Origin of the sequence: Provencibacterium massiliense, from assembly GCF_900169495.1 — a bacterium.
GTDB classification, from domain to species: domain Bacteria; phylum Bacillota; class Clostridia; order Oscillospirales; family Ruminococcaceae; genus Harryflintia; species Harryflintia acetispora.
In genome coordinates, this window is sequence record NZ_FWCH01000009.1 from 72607 (window position 1) to 96056 (window position 23450).

At 60.1% G+C, this 23450-nt stretch carries 39 protein-coding genes; 5 read left to right on the forward strand and 34 right to left on the reverse strand.

From position 1 onward, the window contains the following. Window positions 1-74: 74 nt before the first annotated feature. The 33 genes from rpsD to B5477_RS01965 all read right to left on the reverse strand — a co-directional run bounded on the left by rpsD (window position 75) and on the right by B5477_RS01965 (window position 17963). Window positions 75-701, reverse strand: coding sequence for a 30S ribosomal protein S4 (gene rpsD / locus B5477_RS01805; RefSeq protein ID WP_079698110.1), 627 nt, complete (start codon window positions 699-701; stop codon window positions 75-77). A 26-nt stretch (window positions 702-727) separates the two neighbouring features. Then, the gene (rpsK, locus tag B5477_RS01810) at window positions 728-1126 is read right to left on the reverse strand and encodes a 30S ribosomal protein S11 (protein ID WP_079698111.1); all 399 of its coding nucleotides are present in this window, start codon (window positions 1124-1126) and stop codon (window positions 728-730) included. A gap of 15 nt (window positions 1127-1141) precedes the next feature. Then, a complete protein-coding gene (gene rpsM, locus B5477_RS01815) occupies window positions 1142-1510 on the reverse strand; it encodes a 30S ribosomal protein S13 (protein ID WP_079698112.1) in 369 nt (122 codons plus the stop codon). A gap of 61 nt (window positions 1511-1571) precedes the next feature. Continuing rightward, a complete protein-coding gene (rpmJ, locus tag B5477_RS01820; protein WP_024729495.1) occupies window positions 1572-1685 on the reverse strand; it encodes a 50S ribosomal protein L36 in 114 nt (37 codons plus the stop codon). A gap of 61 nt (window positions 1686-1746) precedes the next feature. Continuing rightward, window positions 1747-1965, reverse strand: coding sequence for a translation initiation factor IF-1 (gene infA / locus B5477_RS01825; RefSeq protein WP_079698113.1), 219 nt, complete (start codon window positions 1963-1965; stop codon window positions 1747-1749). Continuing rightward, window positions 1952-2230 (reverse strand): KOW domain-containing RNA-binding protein, encoded by a 279-nt coding sequence (locus B5477_RS01830; RefSeq protein WP_079698114.1) that lies wholly within the window; start codon window positions 2228-2230, stop codon window positions 1952-1954. Before B5477_RS01830 ends, infA begins: the two co-directional genes overlap by 14 nt. A 13-nt stretch (window positions 2231-2243) precedes the next feature. Next, entirely contained in the window at window positions 2244-2996 is a 753-nt protein-coding gene (map, locus tag B5477_RS01835; RefSeq protein WP_079698115.1) for a type I methionyl aminopeptidase, read from the reverse strand. Window positions 2997-3001: 5 nt separating this feature from the next. Continuing rightward, entirely contained in the window at window positions 3002-3634 is a 633-nt protein-coding gene (locus B5477_RS01840) for an adenylate kinase (RefSeq protein WP_079698116.1), read from the reverse strand. Window positions 3635-3662: 28 nt separating this feature from the next. Then, window positions 3663-4949 carry a preprotein translocase subunit SecY gene (gene secY, locus B5477_RS01845; RefSeq protein ID WP_079698117.1) on the reverse strand — a complete coding sequence of 429 codons (1287 nt, stop codon included), beginning with the start codon at window positions 4947-4949 and terminating at the stop codon, window positions 3663-3665. A 1-nt stretch (window position 4950) separates the two neighbouring features. Further along, a complete protein-coding gene (gene rplO, locus B5477_RS01850; RefSeq protein ID WP_079698118.1) occupies window positions 4951-5391 on the reverse strand; it encodes a 50S ribosomal protein L15 in 441 nt (146 codons plus the stop codon). Between the two features lie 22 nt (window positions 5392-5413). Beyond that, window positions 5414-5590 carry a 50S ribosomal protein L30 gene (rpmD, locus tag B5477_RS01855; RefSeq protein ID WP_079698119.1) on the reverse strand — a complete coding sequence of 59 codons (177 nt, stop codon included), beginning with the start codon at window positions 5588-5590 and terminating at the stop codon, window positions 5414-5416. A gap of 13 nt (window positions 5591-5603) precedes the next feature. Beyond that, window positions 5604-6104 (reverse strand): 30S ribosomal protein S5, encoded by a 501-nt coding sequence (gene rpsE, locus B5477_RS01860; RefSeq protein WP_079698120.1) that lies wholly within the window; start codon window positions 6102-6104, stop codon window positions 5604-5606. A gap of 16 nt (window positions 6105-6120) precedes the next feature. Further along, complete coding sequence (gene rplR / locus B5477_RS01865; protein WP_079698121.1) at window positions 6121-6480, reverse strand: 50S ribosomal protein L18; 360 nt, start codon at window positions 6478-6480, stop codon at window positions 6121-6123. Window positions 6481-6498: 18 nt separating this feature from the next. Then, entirely contained in the window at window positions 6499-7038 is a 540-nt protein-coding gene (gene rplF, locus B5477_RS01870; protein ID WP_079698122.1) for a 50S ribosomal protein L6, read from the reverse strand. A gap of 14 nt (window positions 7039-7052) precedes the next feature. Further along, window positions 7053-7451, reverse strand: coding sequence for a 30S ribosomal protein S8 (rpsH, locus tag B5477_RS01875; protein ID WP_079698123.1), 399 nt, complete (start codon window positions 7449-7451; stop codon window positions 7053-7055). A 30-nt stretch (window positions 7452-7481) separates the two neighbouring features. Continuing rightward, entirely contained in the window at window positions 7482-7667 is a 186-nt protein-coding gene (locus B5477_RS01880) for a type Z 30S ribosomal protein S14 (RefSeq protein WP_079698124.1), read from the reverse strand. A 13-nt stretch (window positions 7668-7680) separates the two neighbouring features. Beyond that, entirely contained in the window at window positions 7681-8220 is a 540-nt protein-coding gene (gene rplE / locus B5477_RS01885) for a 50S ribosomal protein L5 (RefSeq protein WP_079698125.1), read from the reverse strand. A 17-nt stretch (window positions 8221-8237) separates the two neighbouring features. Beyond that, on the reverse strand, window positions 8238-8561 hold the full coding sequence (gene rplX, locus B5477_RS01890) for a 50S ribosomal protein L24 (RefSeq protein ID WP_079698126.1): 324 nt from the start codon (window positions 8559-8561) through the stop codon (window positions 8238-8240). Between the two features lie 15 nt (window positions 8562-8576). Then, entirely contained in the window at window positions 8577-8945 is a 369-nt protein-coding gene (gene rplN, locus B5477_RS01895) for a 50S ribosomal protein L14 (protein ID WP_079698127.1), read from the reverse strand. A 27-nt stretch (window positions 8946-8972) separates the two neighbouring features. After that, on the reverse strand, window positions 8973-9230 hold the full coding sequence (rpsQ, locus tag B5477_RS01900) for a 30S ribosomal protein S17 (RefSeq protein WP_079698128.1): 258 nt from the start codon (window positions 9228-9230) through the stop codon (window positions 8973-8975). A 21-nt stretch (window positions 9231-9251) separates the two neighbouring features. Further along, the gene (gene rpmC, locus B5477_RS01905; protein ID WP_079698129.1) at window positions 9252-9452 is read right to left on the reverse strand and encodes a 50S ribosomal protein L29; all 201 of its coding nucleotides are present in this window, start codon (window positions 9450-9452) and stop codon (window positions 9252-9254) included. After that, window positions 9452-9877, reverse strand: coding sequence for a 50S ribosomal protein L16 (rplP, locus tag B5477_RS01910; protein WP_079698130.1), 426 nt, complete (start codon window positions 9875-9877; stop codon window positions 9452-9454). Before rplP ends, rpmC begins: the two co-directional genes overlap by 1 nt. Continuing rightward, window positions 9877-10560: a 30S ribosomal protein S3 gene (gene rpsC, locus B5477_RS01915; protein ID WP_079698131.1), complete on the reverse strand. Its 684-nt coding sequence runs from the start codon at window positions 10558-10560 to the stop codon at window positions 9877-9879. The genes rplP and rpsC overlap by 1 nt, the downstream gene beginning before the upstream one ends. Before the next feature lie 20 nt (window positions 10561-10580). Beyond that, a complete protein-coding gene (rplV, locus tag B5477_RS01920; RefSeq protein WP_079698132.1) occupies window positions 10581-10916 on the reverse strand; it encodes a 50S ribosomal protein L22 in 336 nt (111 codons plus the stop codon). 25 nt (window positions 10917-10941) lie between these two features. After that, window positions 10942-11214 (reverse strand): 30S ribosomal protein S19, encoded by a 273-nt coding sequence (rpsS, locus tag B5477_RS01925; RefSeq protein WP_079698133.1) that lies wholly within the window; start codon window positions 11212-11214, stop codon window positions 10942-10944. A 27-nt stretch (window positions 11215-11241) separates the two neighbouring features. Then, the gene (rplB, locus tag B5477_RS01930; protein WP_079698134.1) at window positions 11242-12075 is read right to left on the reverse strand and encodes a 50S ribosomal protein L2; all 834 of its coding nucleotides are present in this window, start codon (window positions 12073-12075) and stop codon (window positions 11242-11244) included. A gap of 257 nt (window positions 12076-12332) precedes the next feature. Beyond that, a complete protein-coding gene (gene rplW, locus B5477_RS01935) occupies window positions 12333-12626 on the reverse strand; it encodes a 50S ribosomal protein L23 (protein ID WP_079698135.1) in 294 nt (97 codons plus the stop codon). Further along, on the reverse strand, window positions 12626-13249 hold the full coding sequence (rplD, locus tag B5477_RS01940; protein ID WP_079698136.1) for a 50S ribosomal protein L4: 624 nt from the start codon (window positions 13247-13249) through the stop codon (window positions 12626-12628). The genes rplW and rplD overlap by 1 nt, the downstream gene beginning before the upstream one ends. Before the next feature lie 17 nt (window positions 13250-13266). Continuing rightward, window positions 13267-13899, reverse strand: coding sequence for a 50S ribosomal protein L3 (rplC, locus tag B5477_RS01945; protein WP_079698137.1), 633 nt, complete (start codon window positions 13897-13899; stop codon window positions 13267-13269). A gap of 91 nt (window positions 13900-13990) precedes the next feature. Beyond that, the gene (rpsJ, locus tag B5477_RS01950) at window positions 13991-14302 is read right to left on the reverse strand and encodes a 30S ribosomal protein S10 (RefSeq protein ID WP_079698138.1); all 312 of its coding nucleotides are present in this window, start codon (window positions 14300-14302) and stop codon (window positions 13991-13993) included. Window positions 14303-14759: 457 nt separating this feature from the next. Continuing rightward, window positions 14760-15056 (reverse strand): Dabb family protein, encoded by a 297-nt coding sequence (locus tag B5477_RS01955; RefSeq protein ID WP_079698139.1) that lies wholly within the window; start codon window positions 15054-15056, stop codon window positions 14760-14762. A 46-nt stretch (window positions 15057-15102) separates the two neighbouring features. Continuing rightward, on the reverse strand, window positions 15103-16638 hold the full coding sequence (locus B5477_RS01960) for a YifB family Mg chelatase-like AAA ATPase (RefSeq protein ID WP_079698140.1): 1536 nt from the start codon (window positions 16636-16638) through the stop codon (window positions 15103-15105). A gap of 98 nt (window positions 16639-16736) precedes the next feature. Beyond that, complete coding sequence (locus tag B5477_RS01965; protein WP_079698141.1) at window positions 16737-17963, reverse strand: MFS transporter; 1227 nt, start codon at window positions 17961-17963, stop codon at window positions 16737-16739. Between B5477_RS01965 and B5477_RS14785 the strand changes: the two genes are divergently transcribed. The 5 genes from B5477_RS14785 (at window position 17950) to B5477_RS01985 (ending at window position 22453) form a co-directional block, all read left to right on the forward strand. Next, the gene (locus tag B5477_RS14785; protein ID WP_143533523.1) at window positions 17950-18297 is read left to right on the forward strand and encodes a hypothetical protein; all 348 of its coding nucleotides are present in this window, start codon (window positions 17950-17952) and stop codon (window positions 18295-18297) included. The two genes, B5477_RS01965 and B5477_RS14785, sit on opposite strands and share 14 nt — an antisense overlap. A 44-nt stretch (window positions 18298-18341) precedes the next feature. After that, window positions 18342-20054 carry a phospho-sugar mutase gene (locus B5477_RS01970; RefSeq protein ID WP_079698245.1) on the forward strand — a complete coding sequence of 571 codons (1713 nt, stop codon included), beginning with the start codon at window positions 18342-18344 and terminating at the stop codon, window positions 20052-20054. Between the two features lie 111 nt (window positions 20055-20165). Further along, window positions 20166-20369 (forward strand): 50S ribosomal protein L31, encoded by a 204-nt coding sequence (gene rpmE, locus B5477_RS01975; RefSeq protein WP_079698142.1) that lies wholly within the window; start codon window positions 20166-20168, stop codon window positions 20367-20369. Window positions 20370-20445: 76 nt separating this feature from the next. Continuing rightward, window positions 20446-21066, forward strand: coding sequence for an IMPACT family protein (locus B5477_RS01980; protein ID WP_242942094.1), 621 nt, complete (start codon window positions 20446-20448; stop codon window positions 21064-21066). Between the two features lie 103 nt (window positions 21067-21169). Beyond that, window positions 21170-22453, forward strand: coding sequence for an MFS transporter (locus B5477_RS01985; protein WP_159448893.1), 1284 nt, complete (start codon window positions 21170-21172; stop codon window positions 22451-22453). A 36-nt stretch (window positions 22454-22489) separates the two neighbouring features. On the opposite strand, the gene B5477_RS01990 is transcribed toward B5477_RS01985, so the two are convergent. After that, window positions 22490-23434 (reverse strand): L-lactate dehydrogenase, encoded by a 945-nt coding sequence (locus tag B5477_RS01990; protein WP_079698145.1) that lies wholly within the window; start codon window positions 23432-23434, stop codon window positions 22490-22492. Window positions 23435-23450: the final 16 nt, after the last annotated feature.

Sequence of the window (23450 nt, forward strand, 5' to 3'; positions counted from 1 at the left end):
CCTTTAAAGGTTCGCATTCCCATGCTGATTTCTGTTCGCTGCCCGTCCACACGGACGGGCGGGCCAGACCAGGATTACTTGGAGTACAGCTCGACGATGAGGTGCTCTTCGACGTCGAGGTCGATGTCCTCACGGTTCGGAAGCTGGATCACTCTTGCCTCAAGTTTATCCTTGTCGACGTCGAGCCACTTCGGAACAGGACGCGCGCCGTTGGTCTCAACGACCGCCTTGATCTTGTCCGAATTCTTGCTCTTGCCCGCGACAGCGATCACATCACCCGCTTTGAGCAGGTAGGACGGGATATCCATCTTTTTGCCGTTGACCGTATAATGGCCGTGGCGGACCAGCTGTCTGGCCTCTTTTCTGGAAGCGGCGAAGCCCACGCGGTAAACCACGTTGTCCATGCGGCTCTCCAGGATCCTGAGCAGGTTCTCACCGGTCATGCCGGGCTTGCGCTCAGCCATATCGAAATATTTCGCGAACTGGCTCTCGAGCACGCCGTAGAAACGTCTGGCCTTCTGCTTCGCACGAAGCTGGAGCCCGTACTCGGAAGTCTTCTTGCGGCCCTGGCCGTGCTGTCCGGGGGCATAGGCCCTGCGGGCAATCGCGCACTTGTCAGTGTAGCAGCGCTCACCCTTCAAAAACAGTTTCTGTCCCTCACGGCGGCACTGACGGCAGACCGCGCCGGTATATCTTGCCATTTAGATTGCACCTCCCTGTATCATAACTATACGCGTCTTCTCTTGGGCGGACGGCAGCCGTTGTGAGCGATCGGGGTGACGTCCTTGATCATGCTCACCTCAAGCCCCGCGGCCTGCAGCGCGCGGATGGCGGCCTCACGTCCGGAACCCGGGCCCTTAACAAACACCTCGACACTCTTGAGCCCATGCTCCATGGCAGCCTTGGCAGCGGTTTCAGCCGCAGTCTGGGCCGCGAACGGGGTGGACTTTCTCGACCCGCGGAACCCGAGCCCGCCCGAGCTTGCCCAGGAAAGCGCGTTGCCCTGCGTGTCGGTGATGGTCACGATGGTGTTATTAAAGGTGGATTGGATATGAGCAGCACCACGTTCGATATTCTTGCGTTCACGACGACGGCGTGTGGTCTTTTTGGCCGTAGCTTTAGCCATCTGCTAATCCCTCCCTTATTTCTTCTTGTTGGCGATGGTCCGCTTCGGACCTTTTCTCGTGCGCGCGTTGGTCTTGGTTCTCTGACCACGCACCGGCAGGCCCTTTCTATGACGGACCCCGCGGTAGCAGCCGATCTCCACCAGGCGCTTGATGTCCATTGCGGTCTTGCGGCGAAGGTCGCCTTCCACCTGTACGTTGTGGTCGATATAGTCACGCAGCTTGGAAACGTCTTCCTCCGAGAGGTCCTTGACGCGGATATCGGGGTTGACTCCGGTGGCGGCGAGAATATCGTTCGCTGTTTTGCGGCCGATACCCAAAATATAGGTAAGGCCTATTTCGACCCGCTTATCCTTCGGCAGGTCTACACCAGCAATACGAGCCATACTTTTGTTGCACCTCCATTATCTCGGTTGTGAGCGGCAGCTCGCGCTGACGCCCGCTTTTCTAGCCCTGGCGCTGTTTGTGCTTCGGGTTCGAACAAATAACCATTATGCGGCCTTTGCGCTTAATGATCTTGCATTTTTCGCAAATAGGCTTAACGGAAGGTCTTACTTTCATAGGGTTTACCTCCTTGTAAATGCCTCTTGAAACATCAAAACTCTGACGGCGCCGCCGGTGCTCACTTCGAGCGCCAGGTGATGCGGCCCTTGGTCAGATCGTACGGGGAAATTTCCACCGTCACCTTGTCTCCGGGCAGAATTCTGATAAAATTCATGCGCAGCTTTCCGGAAATGTGCGCCAGGATCTGATGCCCGTTTTCGAGCTCCACCTGGAACTGCGCGTTGGGCAGCGCCTCGATGACCTTGCCCTCGATCTCAATTACATCACTCTTCGACAAGCTTATTTCCTCCTATCGCACTCTGGGTCGAGCGGGTCTGATAGTTTGTCAGCAGCTTTCTGAGCCGTTTGTCAGTTTGAACGTCCTCTTCATTTGCCCTTTGGCTTGTCGGGGCCAGGTGCTTTTGCCGCTTGCGCTTAGGGTGCGCGAGCGGCCGCAGATCGCCGTCGGCGATCCAGGCGAAATCCTCCTCGGTCCTGAGGATGACGAAAAAGCGTCCCTTGTCCCGCCCCGCCTTGGAGCACACAATCTGGCCTGCCGTCAACGCCGTCCCTCCTCTAGTCCGGATCGGTTAGGATCACGGGACCATTCTCGGTGATGGCCACGCTGTGCTCAAAGTGAGCCGACAGGCTCCCGCTGGCGGTTATCACCGTCCAACCGTCCTTGAGCCTCTTTACCGCGCGGCCGCTGACGTTGACCATCGGTTCGATCGCGAGGGTCATCCCGCTGACCAGGCGTGGTCCGTGCGAAGCCTGCCCGAAGTTCGGCACCTCGGGGTCCTCGTGCATATCCCGCCCGACGCCGTGCCCGACATACTCGGTCACCACGTCGAAGCCCGCCGCTTCGACCAGAGCCTGCACCGCCGCGGAGATGTCTCCGATCCGGTTGCCGGCCGTCGCCGCCGCGATCCCCGCCTCGAGGCCCGCCTTGGTGACGCGCAGCAGCTCCTTCGCCTCGTCGGAAATCTCTCCGCAGGGGAAGGTCGCCGCGTTGTCGCCGTGGAAGCCGTCGATATACGCGCCCACGTCCACGCTGACGATGTCGCCCTCATGGATGACGCGGGAGTGGGAGGGGATGCCGTGGATCACCTCGTTGTTGATCGAGATGCACGCGCTCGCCGGGAATCCGCCATAGCCCAGGAATGATGGAATCGCGCCCTGAGACCTGATGAATGCTTCGACCTGCTTGTCGATCTCGCCGGTTGTGACGCCGGGAGCGACCAGCTGGCCCGCCAGGCGCAGCGCCTGGCCCGAAATTTTTCCAGCCAGCCTCATCTTTTCGAGTTCCGGCCGGTTTTTCACCACTATCATACGGATTATGCCTCCAGGGCTTTGAGGGTCAGGGCGGTGGTGTCCTTGATGTCCTCCTGGCCCTCGACCACCTTGAGCTTGCCCTTGGCGGCATAGTAGCCCTTGAGCGGCTCGGTCTGCTCGTGATAGACATGCAGGCGTTCCCTGACGGTTTCGGGCTTATCGTCCTTGCGGATGATGAGCTCCCCGCCGCACACATCGCACGCCTCGCCCTTTTTGGAGGGCTTGTAGTCGACGTGGAAGGAGGCGCCGCATTTCTGGCAGACCCGCCTGCCGGACATCCTTTTGAGGATCGCCTCGTCGCTCACCTCAAGGTCGATCACCCGGTCGATCTCGACCCCCATCTTGTCCAGCGCCTCGGCCTGAGGCACGGTGCGGGGGAAGCCGTCGAGGATGAAGCCGCCCTTGCAGTCCTCCTGCGCCAAGCGGTCCTTGATGATGCCGATCACGACCTCATCGGGGACGAGCTTCCCGCTGTCCATATAGGACTTGGCGGCCTTGCCCATCTCGGTGCCGTTTTGCACCGCTTCGCGCAGACAGTTTCCTGTGCTGATCGTCGGGATGTGGAGATGCTCGCAAATGACCTGGGCCTGCGTGCCCTTACCGGCACCCGGAGCTCCTAGCAGAATTAAATTCATACCGTTCCCTCCTAATCACGATCCCGGATTATTCCAGGAAGCCTTTATAGTGGCGCATCATCATCTGGCTCTCCAGCTGGCGCACGAAGTCGAGCGCGACGCCGACAACGATGATGATGGTGGTACCGCCTAGCGCGATGTTCATCTTGGCGATGGCGCCCAGCGCGATCGGCAGGATGGCGATGAGCCCGAGGAAGATCGCGCCGACTAAGGTCACCTTGGAGATCACCTTGGCGATGAAGTCGGAGGTGGGCTTGCCGGGACGGATACCGGGGATGGCGCCGTTGTTGCGGCGCAGGTTGTTGGCCATCTCAAGGGGATTGTACTGGATGGCGACGTAGAAGTAGTTGAACGCGATGATCAGCAGGAAATAGAGGATCGCGTAAACCGGTTTGTTGTAATCGAACACACCCAGCAGCTTGCCCCAGAAGCCGGTCGCCTGCGGGTCCACGAACGCCTTGATGGTGCCGGGGATCGCCAGCAGGGACGAAGCGAAGATGATCGGCATGACGCCGGACATATTCACCTTGATCGGAATGTGGGTGCTCTGCCCGCCGTACATCTTGCGCCCCACCACGCGCTTGGCGTAGGTGACGGGGATGCGCCGCTCGGCCTGGGTCATCAGAACGATGAAGCCGATGACCACCACAAAGAGCGCGATGATGGCCGGGACAAAGAAGTAATACTGGTCGCCGATCTTGAGATACTGGTACATCATGGCGATCACGTGCGGGCCGCGGGACACGATGCCGGAGAACAGCATCATCGAGATGCCGTTGCCGATGCCCTTCTCGTCGATCCGCTCGCCGAGCCACATCACGATCAGTCCGCCCAGTGTGAACGAACCGACGATCACGACGGCCGCGAACACCCCGGAGAAGCCGGAGACGTACTTGACCGCGTTCTCGTTGCGCAGCATGACGTAGTAGGCGATGGCCTGCAGCACGCCGAGCCCGAGCGTGGAGTAGCGAGTGATCTTGTTGATCTTCTTGCGCCCATCCTCGCCTTCCTTGGCCATCCGCTCGAGGGCGGGAATGGCGACGGTCAGCAGCTGGATGACGATACTCGCCGTGATGTAGGGCGAAATGCCCAGTGCGAAGAGGGTGGCGCGCTCAAACGCGCCGCCGGAGAGGATGTTGATGAAGCCGAGCAGGTTGCCCCCGCCGTTGATCATATTCTGCATGGCAGCCGGGTCCAGATAGGGCACCGGGACCGCCACCGCACCGAAGCGGAAAATCAGGATGATCGCCAGGGTAAAGAGCATTTTATTCCGCAGATCTTGAATCTTCCACGCGTTTTTTAACGTTTCGAACATTCTAGATCACCTCGGCCTTCCCACCTGCTGCCTCAATTTTCTGCTTCGCAGAATCGGAGAAAGCAGCCACCTTGACCGTGAGCTTTTTGCTCAGCTCGCCGTGGCCGAGGATCTTGACGCCGTCAAGCTCCTTCTTGATGATGCCGGCACTTTTCAGCGCCTCGGCGTCCACCACCGCGCCGTCCTCAAACTTGTTGAGGGCCGAAACGTTGATCGCCGTCATCTTGGTTGCGAATATATTGACGAATCCTCTTTTCGGGACACGTCTCTGCAGGGGCATCTGACCGCCTTCAAAGCCCGGTCTCACACCGCCGCCGGAGCGTGCGTTCTGGCCCTTGTGGCCCTTGCCCGCAGTCTTGCCGTTGCCGGAACCCGCGCCTCTGCCCTTGCGGAACCCTTTGTGGGTGGAGCCGGGCACCGGAGAAAGCTCATGCAATTTCATCTTCCTGCACCTCCTTAGTTGATTACTTTACTACCTCGACGAGGTGGCTGATCTTCGCGATCTTGCCCGTGGTTGCAGGGTTGTCGGGCTGGTTCGTCACATCGCCGATCTTACGAAGGCCGAGGGAATTTGCGGTTGCAATCTGGTCTTTCTTGCGGCCAACTAAGCTCTTTTTCAGTTTAATTGTAACTTCTGCCATCTTGCACCCTTCCTTATCCTAAAATTTCCTGCGCGCTCTTGCCGCGGATGGCGGCAACCTCGTCGACATTGCGCAGAGCCTTCAGTCCGCAGACTGTGGCGGTGACGACATTGCACGGGTTGTTCGAGCGCAGGCACTTGGTGCGGATATCGCGGATTCCCGCGACCTCGAGCACGGCACGTACCGGACCGCCCGCGATAACGCCGGTGCCCTTGGGGGCCGGCTTCATCAGAACGCGGCCGGCACCGAACGCGCCGACGATCTCATGCGGAATCGTGGTGCCCTTGAGCGCAATCTTGCACAGGTTCTTTTTCGCATCCTCGATCCCCTTGCGGATCGCATCGGGGACCTCGCCCGCCTTGCCGATCCCGAAGCCGACGATCCCGTTGCCGTCGCCCACGACGACCAGCGCCGCGAACTTGAAGATCCGTCCGCCCTTGACCGTCTTGGCGACGCGGTTGATCGATACAACCTTCTCGCTCAAATCCAGAGTTGAAGCGTCTATTCGAGTCAAAAGTATACCTCCCTCGCTAGAATTTGAGGCCGCCCTCGCGAGCGCCTTCTGCCAGTTCCTTCACGCGGCCGTGATACAGGTATCCGCCGCGGTCGAACACGACCTCGGTGATCCCCTTCTCCTTGGCCTTGGAAGCTAAGGCCGCGCCCACGCGCTTGCTGGCTTCCTTGTTACCGCCAAAACCGTCGAAATCCTTGTCCATCGAGGACGCGCTGCACAGGGTAACGCCCGCAACGTCGTCGATCAGCTGGGCATAGATGTGTTTCGCGGAGCGGAATACATTCAGGCGGGGACAAGCAGCGGTGCCGGAAATCTTCGAGCGCACCCGGACATGCCTGTGAAGCCTGGCTTTATTGCTGTCTGGCTTTTTCACCATAAGTTCTCACTCCATTCCTTACTTCTTGCCGGTCTTGCCTTCCTTGCGGATGATGATCTCATCGACATACTTGATCCCCTTGCCCTTATACGGCTCGGGAGGACGCTTGCCGCGGATCTCGGCCGCAAACTGGCCGACGCGCTGTTTGTCCGCGCCCGTGACCACGATCTTGTTGGGAGCGGGCACCTCGATGGTGATCCCCTCCGGCTCGGGCATGGTGACCTGATGGGAATAACCCACGGTCAAAACCAGGTTCTTGCCCTGCTTGGCGGCTCTGTAGCCGACGCCGTTGACCTCCAGCTCCTTGGAAAAGCCGGTGGCGACGCCGTTGACCACGTTGGCGACCAGGCTTCTGGTCAGGCCGTGCAGGCTCTTGTGCTCCTTGGAGTCGCTCGGACGGGAAACAGTGATGACGTTCCCTTCCATACAAAGAGCCATCGCGGGGTGGGCATCCATCTCCAACTGGCCCTTGGGGCCCTTTGCGAAGACGTGGTTGCCGTCGAGCTTGACTTCCACGCCCGCCGGAACCGTAATCGGTTTTCTACCTGTACGTGACATTCTCTGACACCCCCCTACCAAACAAACGCAAGAACTTCGCCGCCGACATTCTCCTTGCGAGCCGTCTTGTCGGTCATAATGCCCTTCGGAGTGGACAATATCGCGATTCCAAGGCCCTTCATGACCTTGGGTGCATCCTTGCAGCTGGTGTATATACGCAGGCCGGGTTTGGAGACCCTGCGCAGTCCTGTAATTACCTGGGATTTGTTGGGACCGTATTTTAGCGCAATACGGATGATTCCCTGCTTTCCATCATCAACGTTCTGGAAGCTCTTGATATACCCCTCGTCCAGAAGGATCTGCGCGATGGCAGCCTTCATCTTGGATGCGGGAATATCAACCGTATCATGTTTCGCTGAGTTCGCGTTTCTGATACGCGTCAACATATCAGCGACTGTATCGGTAAGATACATACCGTCAACCTCCTTTGCTCGTGCTTGTGCTTACCAGCTAGCCTTTTTCACGCCGGGTATCTGACCTTTATAAGCAAGTTCCCTAAAGCAGATACGGCAAATACCGAATTTGCGAAGATAAGCGTGCGGCCTGCCGCAGATCTTGCACCGGTTATACGCACGGGTAGAGAACTTAGGAGTCCTTTGCTGTTTGACTTTCATGCTTGTTTTAGCCAAGAATCGTTCCTCCTTACTTTGCGAACGGTGCGCCCATCAGCGTTAAGAGCTCACGAGCCTCTTCATCGGTCTTCGCGGTGGTCACGAAGGTGATATCCATGCCGCGAACCTTGTCGATCTTGTCATACTCGATCTCCGGGAAGATCAGCTGCTCGCGAATACCCATGTTGTAGTTCCCACGGCCGTCGAAGCCGTTGGGATTGATCCCCCTAAAGTCGCGAACGCGCGGCAGCGCGACGTTGAAGAACCGGTCGATGAACTCGTACATGTTCTCCTTGCGCAGCGTCACCTTGGCGCCGATGTTCATGCCTTCGCGCAGCTTGAAGTTTGCGACCGACTTCTTCGCCCGGCAGACGATCGGCTTCTGGCCGGTGATCGCCGAAAGGTCGGTAACGATCGCGTCGATGATCTTCGGGTTGTCGCGGGCTTCGCCGCAGCCGACGTTGATGACGACCTTCTCAAGTTTCGGGATCTGCATGACGCTCTTGTAGCCGAATTTCTTCATCAGGGCCGGGGCTACTTCTTTTTTGTAGTAGTCGTTTAACCTAGCCATGTCTTCTCCTCCTCACTTTAGAAAGTCTCGCCGCAGTCTTTATGATTGCAAACTCTTTCCTTGGTACCGTCTTTCAAAATCTTGTGGGACACGCGGGTCTTCTTTCCACACTTCGGGCAGACGGGCATAACCTTGCAGGCGTACAGGGGAGCCTCGGCGGAGACGATCCCGCCCTGCTGACCCATCGCGCGGGGCTTGACGTGCTTGGTCGCGACGTTGATCCCCTCGACGATGACCTTGCCCTCCTTGGGGCTGGTCTCGAGCACCTTGCCCTTTTTGCCCTTGTCCTTGCCGGAAATGACCTCTACGGTGTCACCCTTTTTCACATGCAATTTGTTCATATGGTCAGCACCTCCTTACAGAACCTCAGGGGCGAGGCTTAAAATCTTGAGGTATTCCTTGTCGCGCAGCTCCCTCGCCACAGGTCCAAAGATACGGGTGCCCCTCGGGTTTTTGTCTTCTCTTATAATAACGGCAGCGTTTTCGTCAAAACGGATATAGGTCCCGTCGTTGCGGCGGACACCCTTGGCTGAACGCACGATCACTGCCTTTACAACATCGCCTTTTTTCACGGTGCCGCCGGGAGCGGCCTTCTTGACCGAAGCCACCACCACGTCGCCGATATTGGCGTATCTCCTGCGGGAGCCTCCCAGCACGCGGATGCACATGAGCTCCTTCGCGCCGGTGTTGTCGGCTACCTTGAGACGGGTCTGCATCTGTATCACAGAGCGTTCCTCCTTTCGGCAGAATGATTATTTCGCTTTCTCGATTACTTTCACAAGTCTCCATCTCTTGTCCTTGGACAGGGGACGTGTTTCCATAACCTGCACCTTGTCGCCGATGTTGCACTCGTTCTTCTCGTCGTGCGCCTTGAGCTTATAGGTGCTCTTCATGATCTTTTTATAAAGGGGGTGCTTGACGTTGTCCTTGACGGCAACCACGATGGTTTTGTCCATCTTGTCGCTGACAACGGTTCCAACCCTGGTTTTTCTGAGGTTTCTTTCGCTCACAGCCTGCTCCTCCCTTCCAAATTACTGCGCGCTCTTGTCAGCATTCTCGGTCATCACGGTCATGATGCGTGCGATATCCTTCTTCACCGCATTGATGCGGGCGGGATTTTCGAGCTGATTGATCGCGTGCTGGAAGCGCAGGTGGAAAAGCTCGGCTTTGAGGTCAGCCAGTTTTTCGTTAAGCTCTGAGGCGGAAAGTTCTCTAATCTCAACAGCCTTCATTACTCCTCACTCCCCTTTTCTTCCTTACAGACGAATTTGCACTTGACCGGCAGCTTGTGCGCAGCAAGACGCATGGCCTCGCGGGCGAGCTCCTCGGGAACCCCGCCGATCTCGAACATCACGCGGCCGGGCTTGACAACGGCGACCCAGTATTCCGGGCTGCCCTTACCGGAACCCATTCGGGTCTCGGCCGGCTTCTCGGTGATCGGTTTGTCCGGGAAAATCTTGATCCAGACCTGGCCGCCACGCTTGATATAACGGGTCATGGCGATACGGGCCGCCTCGATCTGATTCGAGGTGATCCAGGCCGGCTCAAGAGCCTGCAGGCCAAAATCGCCGTAGGTCACGGTGGTGCCTCTGGTCGCCTGGCCCTTCATGCGGCCTCTGTGAACTCTGCGGTACTTTACTCTCTTCGGAAGCAGCATTATCTTTTGCCTCCTTCCCTGCGGGGCTGTCTCACGTCGCCCAGAACCTCTCCGGCGTAGATCCAAACCTTAACGCCGATTCTGCCATAGGTCGTATTCGCCTCGGCAAAGCCGTAGTCGATGTCGGCGCGCAGCGTCTGGAGCGGCGTCGTGCCCTCATGGTAATGTTCGGTCCTCGCGATCTCCGCGCCGCCCAAACGGCCGGAAACGCAGACCTTGACTCCCTTGGCGCCCAGTCTCATCGCTCTCTGGATCGACTGCTTCATCGCGCGGCGGAAGGAAATCCGGCGCTCGAGCTGGCTGGCGATGCTCTCGGCAACGAGCTGTGCGTTCTTGTCGGGCTGTTTCACCTCGACGATATTGACGAAGACCGCAACCTTGTCGGTCTTGTTCTTGTTGATCAGCTTCTCGCACTGCAGGCGCAGCTTCTCAATCTCGGAACCGCCTTTGCCGATGACCATGCCCGGCTTGGCGCAGTGGATATGGATACGAACCTTGGTCGCGTCGCGCTCGATCTCGATGCGCGGGACGCCTGCGGCGTACAGGGTCTTTTTGAGGAACTTGCGAAGATTGTAGTCCTCAACGAGGGTATCGCCGAAAGCACTGTCCTTAGCAAACCAGCGGGAATCCCAGTCCTTGATTACGCCCACGCGAAGACCGTGGGGATTCACTTTTTGGCCCATAGTTTACCTCCTCTTTCAGCTTATTCCTTTTCCTTAAGGACAAGGGTGATGTGTGACGTTCTCTTTAAAACCCTGTTGGCTCTGCCCTGGGCTCTGGGCCGGATCCTCTTGAGAGTGGGACCGGGAGTCACAAAGCATTCGGCAACATAGAGATTTTGCGGATCCATGCTGTGGTTGTTCTCGGCATTGGCGATCGCGCTCTTCAGCAGCTTCTCCAGCAGCTCACAGGCGGCCTTGGGAGTGTGCTTAAGAATTGCCATCGCCATGTCGGTCGGCTTGTTCCTGATCAGGTTCAGCACGATCTCGACCTTACGCGGCGAGATGCGGGCATATTTCAGATAAGCCCTTGCTTCCATTATTTCTCCTCCTTTCAGCCCTGCTCTATTTGGTCTTTCTTGCCCCGGCATGGCCTTTGTAGGTTCTGGTAGGCGCAAACTCGCCGAGCTTGTGGCCTACCATATCTTCGGTGATATAAACCGGAACGTGCTTGCGTCCGTCGTGAACGGCGAACGTGTGTCCAACGAAATCCGGGAAAATGGTGGAGGAACGGCTCCAGGTCTTGAGCACGCGCTTCTCACCGGAAGCGTTGAGCTCCTTCACTCTCTTGAGCAGCACAGGCTGCACGTATGGGCCCTTCTTGATACTTCTACCCATTGATCATCTGCCTCCTTTCAGCCCGCGTTACTTCGCGTTGCGGCGTTTGACGATAAACTTGTCGGAGCGGTTGTGGTGCTTGCGGGTCTTGTAACCGAGGGTCGGCTTGCCCCACGGGGTAACCGGGGACGGGCGGCCGATCGGCGACTTGCCCTCACCACCGCCGTGCGGATGGTCGCAGGGGTTCATGACGGAACCGCGCACCGTCGGGCGCACGCCCATGTGGCGCTTGCGGCCGGCCTTACCGATCTTGACGTTCTCGTGGTCGACATTGCCGACCTGGCCGATGGTGGCCATGCAGCCGACCGGCACGTTGCGAAGCTCGCCGGAGGGCAGGCGCACCAGGGCGTAGGCGCCCTCCTTGGCCATCAGCTGGGCCATGATCCCCGCGCTGCGCGCGAGCTGCGCGCCCTTGCCGGGATAGAGCTCAACGTTGTGGATGAAGGTACCGACCGGGATGTTGGTCATCGGCAGCGCGTTGCCCGGCTTGATGTCGGCCTTTTCGCCGGCCATCACGATGTGCCCGACCTTCAGGCCGTTGGGCGCCAGGATATAGCGCTTCTCGCCGTCCTCATACTGCACCAGCGCGATGTGGGCGCTGCGGTTGGGGTCGTACTCCAGGGTGAGCACGGTGGCGGGCATGTCTCTCTTATCTCTCTTGAAGTCGATCACACGGTATTTGGTGCGGTTGCCGCCGCCCTTGTGGCGGACGGTGATTCTACCGTTGTTGTTGCGGCCGGAGTGCTTTTTCATCGGTTCGAGCAGGCTCTTCTCCGGCTTGACCTTAGACAACGAAGAGAAATCGGTGACGGTCATCGACCGTCTGGACGGCGTAGTAGGCTTATAGCTTTTAATAGCCATTCGATTTCACTCTCCTCATAACTGAAATTAGCGGGACTTATGAGTCATCCCATACAATAGAATCTCGAGGCTCTGCCTCTCGATTCATTGGAAAAACCGCTGTCGCGCTCGCGCGCTTCCTGCCGCCGATGGCGGCCGCGCGGTTTTTCTCATTAAGAATCCTCGGCGCACGGCACCTCGCGCCGCTGTCGCGGCAACAGAATTCTTCTTGTGAGGCCGCGCCGCGTCTTGCGTCCGGGGCCTCGAGGGATTCCGGCTTAGACCATGCTCTCGAAGAACTCGATCCCCTTGGAATCCTCTTTCAGGGTGATGACGGCTTTTTTCCACGCGGGGGTGTAACCGCCGTGCATGCCCTGTCTCTTATACCGGCCGCGCACGTTCAGGGTGTTGACTTTGGCAACCTTCACGTCGAACAGCTTCTCGACCGCCTGGGCGATCTCGATCTTGTTGGAATCCTTCGCGACCTTAAAGGTGTATTTCTTGTCCGCAACACCGGCCATGGTGGCCTCGGTGATGATCGGCTTGAGAATGACGTCGTGAGCGGTTTTCATTACCGGTACACCTCCTCGATCTTCTCTACGGCGCTCTTGTCGATAATGACCTTATCGTAGCAGAGCAGGTCGTAGGCGTTGATGGTGTTGACTAAAGCGGTCTTCACCCCGGGGATGTTCGCCGCGCTCTTGATGACCTTGGCGTCCACGCCCGGCATGACGATCATCGCCTTGCGCTCGGCGCCGAGGGCTTTGAGCATCTCGACCATCGTCTTGGTCTTGTAATCCTCGCTCGCGATCTTGTCGACCACGACCAGGTTGTTCTCCTGCACCTTGGAAGAGAGCGCCGACTTGATGGCCAGCCGCTTGACCTTCCGGTTGAGGGTGTAGCTGTAGTCGCGGGGCTTGGGGCCGAGCGCGATACCGCCGTGGCGCCACTGCGGAGCGCGGGTGGAACCCTGGCGCGCATGGCCGGTGCCCTTCTGTCTCCAGGGTTTCTTGCCGCCGCCGCTGACCTCAGTGCGGGTCAGGGTGGACTGGGTGCCCTGGCGCTGGTTGGCAAGATAGTTCTTTACCGCATCGTGGAGAACGGACTTGTTGGGCTCGATCCCAAAGATGGCGTCCGAGAGGGTGATCTCGCCGACGCTCTTGCCGGTCATATCCACTACCTGTAAATTTGGCATAGTGCTTCCTCCTTCCCTTACGCCTTCACGCTGTCGGTGATGTACACCAGTCCGCCTTTCGGACCGGGCACAGCGCCTCTGATCGCGATCAGGTTATTTTCCGCATCCACCTTGGCCACCGTGAGGTTCTGGACCGTCACTCTTTCGGCGCCCATGTGGCCCGGAAGCTTCTTGCCCTTGAACACTCTCGACGGGCTGGAGGTCGCGCCGTTGGAACCCGCGTGCCGCGCAACAGGACCGGAACCGTGGGTTTCCTTGAGCCGGTGGTTGCCGTAACGCTTGATGGTGCCCGCGTAGCCTTTGCCCTTGGAAGTGCCGATCACATCGATTGCGTTGCCGCACTCGAAGGTATCCGCCTTGATCAGGTCGCCGACATTCAGCGCGGAGCAGTCATCGAGCCTGAATTCCTTGAGGTGTTTTTTCGCCGCAACATCCGCTTTCGCGAAATGGCCCTTCTGCGGCTTGTTGACTTTCTTGTCCGAAACGTCGCCATAACCGATCTGCACGGCTTCGTAGCCGTCGTTTTCGGTTGTTTTCTTGGAAACGACGATACACGGACCCGCCTCGATCACCGTGACGGGGATGACATTTCCCTTCTCGTCAAAGATCTGGGTCATGCCGACTTTTTTGCCGATGATACATTTTTGCATGGTTTTGGTTTACCTCCTTCGGTTATTGGTTGGCAGTGTGCCAACTTGACCTACCGCCCCTCCTGAGCGGGCGGCGATGAGCGGCTGGACCTTAGAGCTTGATCTCGATGTCCACGCCGGCGGGGAGCTCAAGACTGGTCAGCGCTTCCACCGTCTTGTTGGACGGGCGCAGGATGTCTATGAGTCTCTTGTGGGTTCTCATCTCAAACTGTTCGCGGCTGTCCTTGTACTTGTGGACCGCGCGCAAAATGGTCACGATCTCCTTCTCGGTCGGCAGGGGAATCGGGCCGGATACCCTTGCCCCGGTGCGCTTCGCGGTCTCCACGATCTTCTGCGCAGACGCATCCACCAGAGAGGAATCATAACCTTTCAGTCTGATTCTGATTTTTTCCTTGACTGCCACTTGCCATCGCCTCCTAATTCTTTGTCGTGAGGCTCCTTTTAAATTCCGAACACGCCGCCGTGTGTTCAGTCGCTTTGCATAGAAAAACCGGATAAACCCTTCGCACGGGAGCCGAACCCTTCTGGGCGCGGCCCGCGCAGGTTTAGCCGGACTTCATGCCTGTCCCACCGCAGGCCAAAGAGCCTGTCGGACGGGCCACGACACAACCTGTCGGTATTTAAAGTCGCCCGGTTTGAAATCGGACATACTCGGCGGAAATTACCCGCAAACTGCGGCAACCTCCCGCTTCAACGCATATCTTGTGCAGTCACGCTTAAATAATATACCATACCAAAGGAAAGAATACAAGTTTTTTCAAAATATTTTTCTTGAAACCCGTAATTTTATGAAAAAACGCCGTCCCGGGGGTGTTTTTTGTCCCCGGAACGGTCATTTTGCTGCAATATACGGCCTGTTTTCAGCATTCCCAGTCGCAGACCACCCGCTCGGTGATCACGGTGTGGATGTATGCCTTCATCTTTAAATGTTCCGGGTGGTCCTGGTAGAAATCGAGCGCCGCCCGGTCCCGCAGCTCGGTATACAGGCAGAGGTCGTACCCGGCGGGGTTAAAATTGATCCCCACCTCGGCGCGCTGCAGCCCCTCCACCTTCCCCGCCAGGGCCTCGAGCCCCGACTTGATCTTCTCCGCGGCCTCCTGCCGCTCCCGCCCGCTGTCAAAAGCGCGCAGCTTCCACATCACAATATGCTTGACCATATGCTTCCTCCCTTTCTTCCCTTATCTTGGGGCGGCCGGCTCCGGTCTAATCCCGGTTCCGGCGCCAATATTTGCGGTCCAGGCTGCGGTACTGCACCGCCTCGGCGACGTGCCGGCGTTCGATTTTCTCGCTGCCGTCCAGGTCGGCGATGGTGCGGGACACCTTGAGAACCCGATCGTATGCCCGCGCCGAGAGGCCCATCCGCTCGAAGGCCCGGCGCAGGACTTCGAGCGCCTCGCCGCTCATCTGGCAAACCTCCCGTACCATGCCGGGGGCCAGATGTGCGTTGCAGTCGGCCCCGGTCCATGCCCGGCGGGCCAGCTGGCGCTCCCGCGCCGCGATCACCCGCGCGCGGATGTCGGCCGAGCACTCCGACTCGGCCCCCGCTGACAGGGTGTCGAACTCCACCGGCATGACCTCGACGTGCAGGTCGATCCGGTCCAGCAGCGGCCCGGAAACCCGCCCGATGTAGCTGTCGATCTTCTTCTCACCGCAGATACACTCCTTGGCCGGATGTCCATAGTACCCGCAGGGACAGGGGTTCATCGCCGCCACCAGCATGATCGTGCTCGGGTAGCGCAGCCGCGCGTTTGCCCGGGAAATGGTCACCGCGCCGTCCTCGATGGGCTGGCGCAGCACCTCCATCGCCGCGCGGGAAAACTCGGGCAGCTCATCCAAAAAGAGCACCCCGCCGTGGGCCAGGGAGACCTCGCCCGGGCGCGGGATGGGCCCGCCGCCCGAGAGCCCCGCCGGGCTGACGGTGTGGTGCGGCGCGCGGAACGGCCTCGTGCGCAGCAGCGGGGTATCCGGCGGCAGCAGCCCCGCCACCGAGTGGACCTTGGTGATCTCGATCGCCTCGGCGAAGGAGGGCGGGGGCAGGATGGAGGGAATCCGTTTGGCGATCATGCTCTTCCCGGAACCCGGGGTGCCGATCATCAAAAGATTGTGCCCGCCCGCCGCCGCGATCTCGGCGGCCCGCCGCGCCATCGCCTGGCCCTTGACGTCCCTAAAGTCCGGCAGGAGCTGCGCCGGCGCCTGTGAAAGTTCGAGCGGCGGCGCGGGCTCGATCGGCTTTCGCCCGGCAAAGTGGTCGAGCAGCTGCATGACGCTTTGCACCGGGTAGATATCGATCCCTCCGGCAATGGAGCCCTCCCGGGCGTTGGCCGCCGGAAGATACACCCCGCGCAGGCCCTGCTCCTTCGCCTTGAGCACCATCGGCAGTATGCCGGGCACCGGGCGCACCTCGCCCGAGAGGGAGAGCTCCCCCAGAAAGGCGAAGCCCTCGAAGGAGCCGGGCAGCTCCCCCAGCGCGCCGAGCAGTCCTATTAATATAGGAAGGTCGTAGAGGGTGCCGCCCTTGCGCAGGTCGGCCGGGGCGAGGTTGACCACCACCCGGCCGGGGCGCAGCTCCAGCCCGCTGTTGCCCATCGCAGCCTTGACCCGGTCCCGCGCCTCCTTGACCGCCGCATCCGGCAGCCCGACGATTTCAAAGGCGGGCATCCCCCGGTGGTGGTCCACCTCCACGGTGACCGGGAACGCGTCGATCCCCATCAGGCCCAGGCTCATGGTCTTTGCAAACATCCGCTCGTCCTCCCCGCTGTCGAATCCTGTCGCCTTATTGTACCATGAACGGCGCGCAAATGGTATACCCCCCTACAGATATCCCGGCCCGCTTGCGGCTAGGGCTCCGTCTCCTCCGCCTCGCAGCGGGGGACCGGGCAGCGCCCGAGCAGGAAGAGCAGCAGCCCCACCGCCGGCAGCAGCGCCGCGGCCAATGCGAGATAGGCGCTGCCGATCCCGTGCCGCCCGCCCAGCGCCCCGGCGGCGGGGGAGGCGCCCATCATCAGCACGCTGAAGGTCATCGAGCCGATCGAGATCAGGGTGGCCCGCTGATCGGAGGGGATCATGGAATTGAGCTCCCGGTCGTTGACGGTGGCCAGCGCCTCGCTCCACATTGCGCTCAAGAAACCGCCCGCCACCCCGAGCAGGAGGCCATTGCCCGCGGCGAACAGCAGCCCCAGCGCCGTCCCGGCGCCGCAAAGCGCCAGGGTCTGCCGGTAGCTAATACGCTTTGCCAGCAGGACCGCCGCCTTCGCCCCCGCCATCCCGCCGAGGCTGACGCCCAGCAGCAACAGCCCCAGCAGATAGGAGGAGGCCCCCTGCTCGGTCAGCTGCTGCTGCAAAAAGAAGCCGCAGAGAATGCTCCCCGTCTCGACCGCCGACCCCGCCAGCATGCACAAAAAGGCGCGCGGGGTGCGGCGCAAAAAGCGCAGGGAGTCCTTTGTCTGCCGGGCCAACTCTCCCGGCAGCCGGCGCAGCCCCAGGCGGGGCCGCTCGCGCTGGCGCTCGGTGACTGCGGGCTCGCGCAGCGCCAGCGCTGCCAGCGCGCCGCAAAGCCCCAGCAAAACGTCGAGCCGGTAGCACCAGCGCCAGCCGATGAGGAGCGCCACGCCGCTGAGCAGGATCCCGCCGCCCTGTGCCAGGCGAAAAAGCAGATTTTGATTGGAGCACACCCGCAGATACCGACCCGCCTCGCGTTCCTGCAACAGGGAATCGTAGGTGATCGCCTCCCGGGTGCCGGAGGCAAGGTTATACTCCATCGCGCAGAGCCCCAGCGACAGGCAGACGCCGAAGAGGTCGGTGCTCATCAGCATGCCCAGGGCCGCCGCCCCGCTCATCAGCCGGCTGCAGACCAGGGTGCGCTTTCGCCCGAGCAGGTCGGCGAGCATGCCGCTGGGCACCTCGCAGCAGAAGCTGACCACATGGAAAAAGCCCTCGGCGATCCCGACCTCCAGCAGGGAAAACCCCCGCATGAGGAGGAAAATGACCCATACCCCCTCGCCCAGAGAGAAGCCGCTCAGGAGCTCATATAAATAGAGGCATTTGATCTGTTTGTTAAGATTCATCGCGTTTCCTTCCCGTCTTTCAAATATTTGTGAAAGCCGGGGCAGGAACGCCCTGCCGGCAAAACAAAAGGCCGCAGCGACGCTGCGGCCCAAAATTCCGATTGGAATTGCCGTCACCGTCTCAAAAAAGGCGCACCTGTCCCCTGGACGGCAAAAACGTTTCCTTTCTGGATCCGGACACAAACCATCTTCCACCCCACCGCGGCGCGCCTCCCTCCCTTATAATAAAACCAATTATATCGGAAGCGGGCGGGCATTGTCAAGCGCGGCGGCGGCAAACCGGACAAAAATTTGGATTATCCATTTCCAAATTCAGCAAAAAATGATAGAATAAAGGAGTAAGCTAACTCTTAACCACTATAACCGGAGGTGCTCGAGATGAGTGATTCTCATAAGCTGTATCAAACCTGGTGCGAGAAGGTGGACGATCCCGCGCTCAAAGCTGATCTGCTGGCCGTCGCAAACGATGAGCCAGAGATTGGCGACCGCTTCTACCGCACCCTGTCCTTCGGCACGGCCGGGCTGCGCGGCGTGCTCGGCGCCGGCACCAACCGGATGAACGTCTACACCGTGGGCGCGGCCACCCAGGGGCTCTGCCAGTGGCTGGGCAAGAAATATGGGGACGCCGCGGTCGCCATCGCCTACGACAGCCGGAACAACTCCACCCTGTTTGCGCAGCGCTCGGCAGAGATTTTGGCTGCCAACGGGATCAAGGTACATATCTTCGACGAGCTCATGCCCACCCCGGCGCTCTCCTTCGCCATTCTCCACCTGCACTGCCAGGCGGGGATCGTCGTCACCGCCAGCCACAACCCCGCCAAGTACAACGGCTACAAGGTCTATGGGCCCGAGGCTTATCAGCTCTCGCCCGAGGAGGCGGACGAGGTCCTGCGCGAGATCGAAACGGTGGACTATTTTAGCGGGATCAAGACCATCCCCTTCGAGGAGGGGCTGCGCACGGGAGTGATCCAGTACATTGGCAAGGATACGGTGGACGCCTACATCGACGCGGTGCTCAGCGAGCAGGTGGACAAGGATATCTGCCGCCAGTCGCCCATCAGCGTGGTTTACACCCCCTTAAACGGCGCGGGCAACCACTGCGTGCGCAAAATTCTGGACAGGATCGGGGTGGAAACGGTCGCGGTGGTGCCCGAGCAGGAGCAGCCCGACGGCGACTTCCCGACCTGCCCCTACCCGAACCCCGAGGAGGCCACGGCGATGGAGCTGGGGCTGCGCCTCTGCGAGCGGCTGGGCTATGACATCCTGCTCGCCACCGACCCGGACTCCGACCGCGCGGGGGTGGCGGTGCGCCACCAGGGCAGGATCGTGCGCCTGAGCGGCAACGAGATCGGGGTGCTCATGCTCCAGTACATCGTGGAGCGCCGCCGCGAAACGGGCACCCTGCCAAAGGACCCGATCGTGGTCAAGTCGGTGGTCTCAACCAAGCTGTGCGACCGGCTGGCAGGGGAGCTCGGCGTGCAGGTGATCGACGTGCTGACCGGCTTCAAGTACATCGGCGAGCTGGTGGCCGAGCTCGAGCAGAAGGGCGAGGCGGACCGGTTCTTATTGGGCTTCGAGGAGAGCTCGGGCTATCTCACCGGGCCGCACGCGCGGGACAAGGACGCGGTCAACGCGGCGATGATCATCTGCGAGATGACCGCCTACTACAAGTCCAAGGGCAAGACCCTGCTCGACGTGCTCGACGGGATCTACAGCGTCTGCGGGCGGTACCTCAATGTGGTGGACAGCTACACCTTCGAGGGCGAGGACGGCAGCGTGAAGATGGCCGGGATGCTGCGCGCCCTGCGCGCCGGGGCGCCGAGCGAGATCGGCGGCCATGCGGTCGCGGCCACCGGGGACTATCTGAGCGGCAAGCGGGCGCTGGCGGACGGCGGGGAGGAGACGATCACCCTGCCCGAATCGGACATCCTCGAATACACCCTCGAAAACGGGGCCAGCGTGATCGTGCGCCCCTCGGGGACCGAGCCGAAAATCAAGGTCTATTATTCGCTGAGCGCCGCCACGTTGGAGCAGGCACAGCAGCTCTATGAGCAGGTTTCGGCCGGTGTCAAGGCGCTTTTGGGCGTCTGAGCGGATTTCCTGAAACTTCTGCTTGCATTTTAAAATGAACTGTGCTATGATTAGTCGTACTACCGATATGGACGAGGTCAAGCTCCTCGTCGGCTGAAAGAGGTGAAAGATATGAAGAAGGGTATTCATCCGAAGTACGAGCCCACCACCATCACCTGCGCTTGCGGCGAGGTCATCGAGACCCGTTCCACCAAGAAGGACATCCGCGTGGAAATTTGTTCCAAGTGCCATCCGTTCTTCACCGGGCGGCAGAAGCTGGTCGACACCGGCGGACGTGTGGATCGTTTCAACAAGCGCTTCAACCTGGGCAAATAAGAATGATAAAATGGCGCGGAGGCTTCCGCGCCATTTTTGTTTTGCTCTCAAATTCATTCGGAGGAGGCGGGTTTTTGTGGATTACCGGACCATCCGGCAGGAGGCCAGCGATGAATTTACCGAGCGGCGCTCCCGCTTCATCGGCACCGCGAGACCGGTGCAGCATGAGGCGGAGGCGACCGAATGGATCGCCGGGCTTCGCCAGAAGTATTGGGACGCTTCCCACAACGTCTATGCCTATATTCTGCGTGAGGGGAACCTGCGCCGCTATTCGGACGACGGCGAGCCGCAGGGCACCGCCGGGCTGCCGGTGCTCGACGTGCTGCAAAAGGAGGGGCTCTGTGACCTCTGTGTGGTGGTCACCCGCTATTTCGGTGGGATTCTCTTAGGCGGGGGCGGGCTGGTGCGCGCCTACTCCCACTCGGCCAAGCTGGCAGTGGACGCCGCCGGAATCAAGACCATGCGCCCGTGCGCCGTGCTGGAGCTGGACTGCGACTACTCCCTCTACGGTAAGATCAGCTACCTGCTGCCCCAGTTCGGGGTAAAGACCCTCGGCAGCGACTTCGGCGCGGTGGTCCATCTGCGGCTGCTGATCGCCGCCGGGCGCAAGGAGGGCTTTGTAAAACAGCTCCAGGAGCTCAGCTCGGACACGGTCCGCCCCTACCTTTGCGAGGAATATTTCGCCGAGCTGGACTGAGATTCCCTTGACAAAAAAGCTGGAAGAGTTATGATAATACTGCCGCGTTCGGAAACGCGGCAGTCTTTCTGTTGATAGACCAATCGACGAGGAGAGGATTCTATTGCAGCGAGCCCCAAAACAGCCCGACCGCCACTCACTCCGGCAGCTCCAGCGGCGCACCGTGCTGCTGTGCTTTCTGGCTTACACCGTATCATACCTCTGCCGCACCAATCTCTCGGTGGTGCTCACCCCGCTGGGCCAGGACCTGGGCGCCAGCCGATCGATGCTCGGGATGGCCGGAACCGTCTTTTTCTGGACCTACGCGCTCGGTCAGCTGATCAGCGGCGGGTTCGCCCAGCGGCTCAACGCCAAGAACATGGTCTTTTTGGGGCTGCTCTGCTCGCTTTGCTGCAACCTGCTCATCGGGCTTTGCCGCAGCTACTTGCTTCTGACGGTGCTCTGGGGGCTCAACGGCTTCGCTCTTTCAATGATCTGGTCCTCCATCGTGCGCATCTGCTCGAGCTGGTTCACCTCCGGGCAGTACGGGCAAGTCTCGGTCATTATCTCGCTGCCGACCACCGTGGGGTACGTCCTCTCCTGGGGAATCACCGGACTGCTGATTAGCTTTGTCAGCTGGCGCTGGGCCTTCTTCCTGCCGGCCGCCTGCACGCTAATCTTTTTAATCTTCTGGATGTTCATGGTGCGCAATTTCCCCGAGGAGTTCGACCACTCCCTCGAAGAGCTGTGCACGGAGGAGGCCGAAACCGGCGGTCCCGGGGCGCCCGCCGCGGAGGCGCCCGCCAAGCCGGCAGTGGGGCTCTTAAAAATCCTGTTCAGCTTCACCATGATCATCACCGCCATCATCTGCATGGTGCAGGGCGCTGTCAAGGAGTCGATCAATCTCTGGACCCCGACCATTCTCGGCGACCTCGCGGGCGAGGGGGCAGGGGGGCTGGTGTCGATGTCCTCCATCCTGGTGCCGGTCATCGGCACGGTGGGGATCCTGCTCTCCTCCTGGATCGACAAGAAGTCGAAGGGCCGCTCGAACATCTCGCTCTTCCTGCTTTCGGCGCTGCTCCTGGCGCTCAGCCTCGGGCTGATCGTGCTGCAGCGCAGCTTCTTCGGATCGGTCGGGGTGATCAGCGCGATCATGGCGGTGCTCTATTGCATCAATGTCATCACCACCGCGATCGTCCCGCTCAAATTTGCCCACACCGGACGCAGCGCCCAGCTCTCGGGAATCCTCAACTTCCTCACCTATCTGGGCGCGGCCCTGGGCAGTATGTTCACCGGGATTTTCAGCGACGCCTTCGGCTGGAACGGCGCCTTCTTCCTCTGGGCCGGGCTATGCCTGCTCGCCTTCGCGGCGGTGGTCTTCTCTTTGTTCGAGCGAAAAAAAGTATAGTCAAAAGGACCGGAGCACATGCTCCGGTCCTTTTGCTTATAATTCCAATTGGTCAATGACCTCTTTGAGCGCCCGGGCCGACTTCTCGAGCGCCTGCTGCTCGCCCGCATCGAGCGGCACGTCGAGGGTCTGCTCGATCCCCCGCCGTCCGACGATGCTCGGCAGCCCGAGGCAGAGGCCGTCCAGCCCATAGTGCCCGCTGACCAGCCCCGAAACGGTGAGCACCGAATGCTCGTCGCGCAGGATGGCCTCGGCGATCCGCAGCACCGCCAGCGCGATGGCATAGTAGGTCGCCCCCTTCTTCTGGATGACCTCGTAGGCGCTGTTCTTGACCTCGTCGTAAATCTCCTTCATGCAGGCCATGTCCCCGCATTTCTGGCAGCTGCGGCAGAAGTCGGCGATGTCCACCCCCGAAACATTGGCGCTGCTCCAGACAGGCAGCTCGGTATCCCCGTGCTCGCCGATGATGAAGGCGTGCACATTGCGGCTGTCCACCTCCAGGTGCTCGCTGAGCAGATACTTGAGCCGGGCGGTGTCCAGCACGGTGCCCGAGCCGATCACCCGCTCGGGCGGGAAGCCGGAAAGTTTCAGCGCCACATAGGTCAGCACGTCCACGGGATTGGCCACCACCAGCAAGATACATTCCCGGTTATAGCGCACGATCTGCGGGATGATCGAGCCGAAGATGCGGGTGTTTTTCTGTACCAGGTCGAGCCGGGTCTCATTCGGGCCCTGGTTGGCCCCGGCGGTGATGATCACCAGCGCACAATCGACGAGGTCGCAGTAGTCCCCCGCCCAGACGTTCACCGGGCGCACGAACGGGTCGCAGTGGCTCAGGTCCATCGCCTCGCCCTCGGCCTTCTCGCGGTTTTGATCGATGAGCACCATCTCGGAAAAGAGCCCGCTGCGCAGCAGCGCAAAGGCGGTGGTCGCCCCGACGAACCCGGTGCCGATGATGGCGCATTTTTGGATGTTCAGCATAACGGCAAAGCCCCCT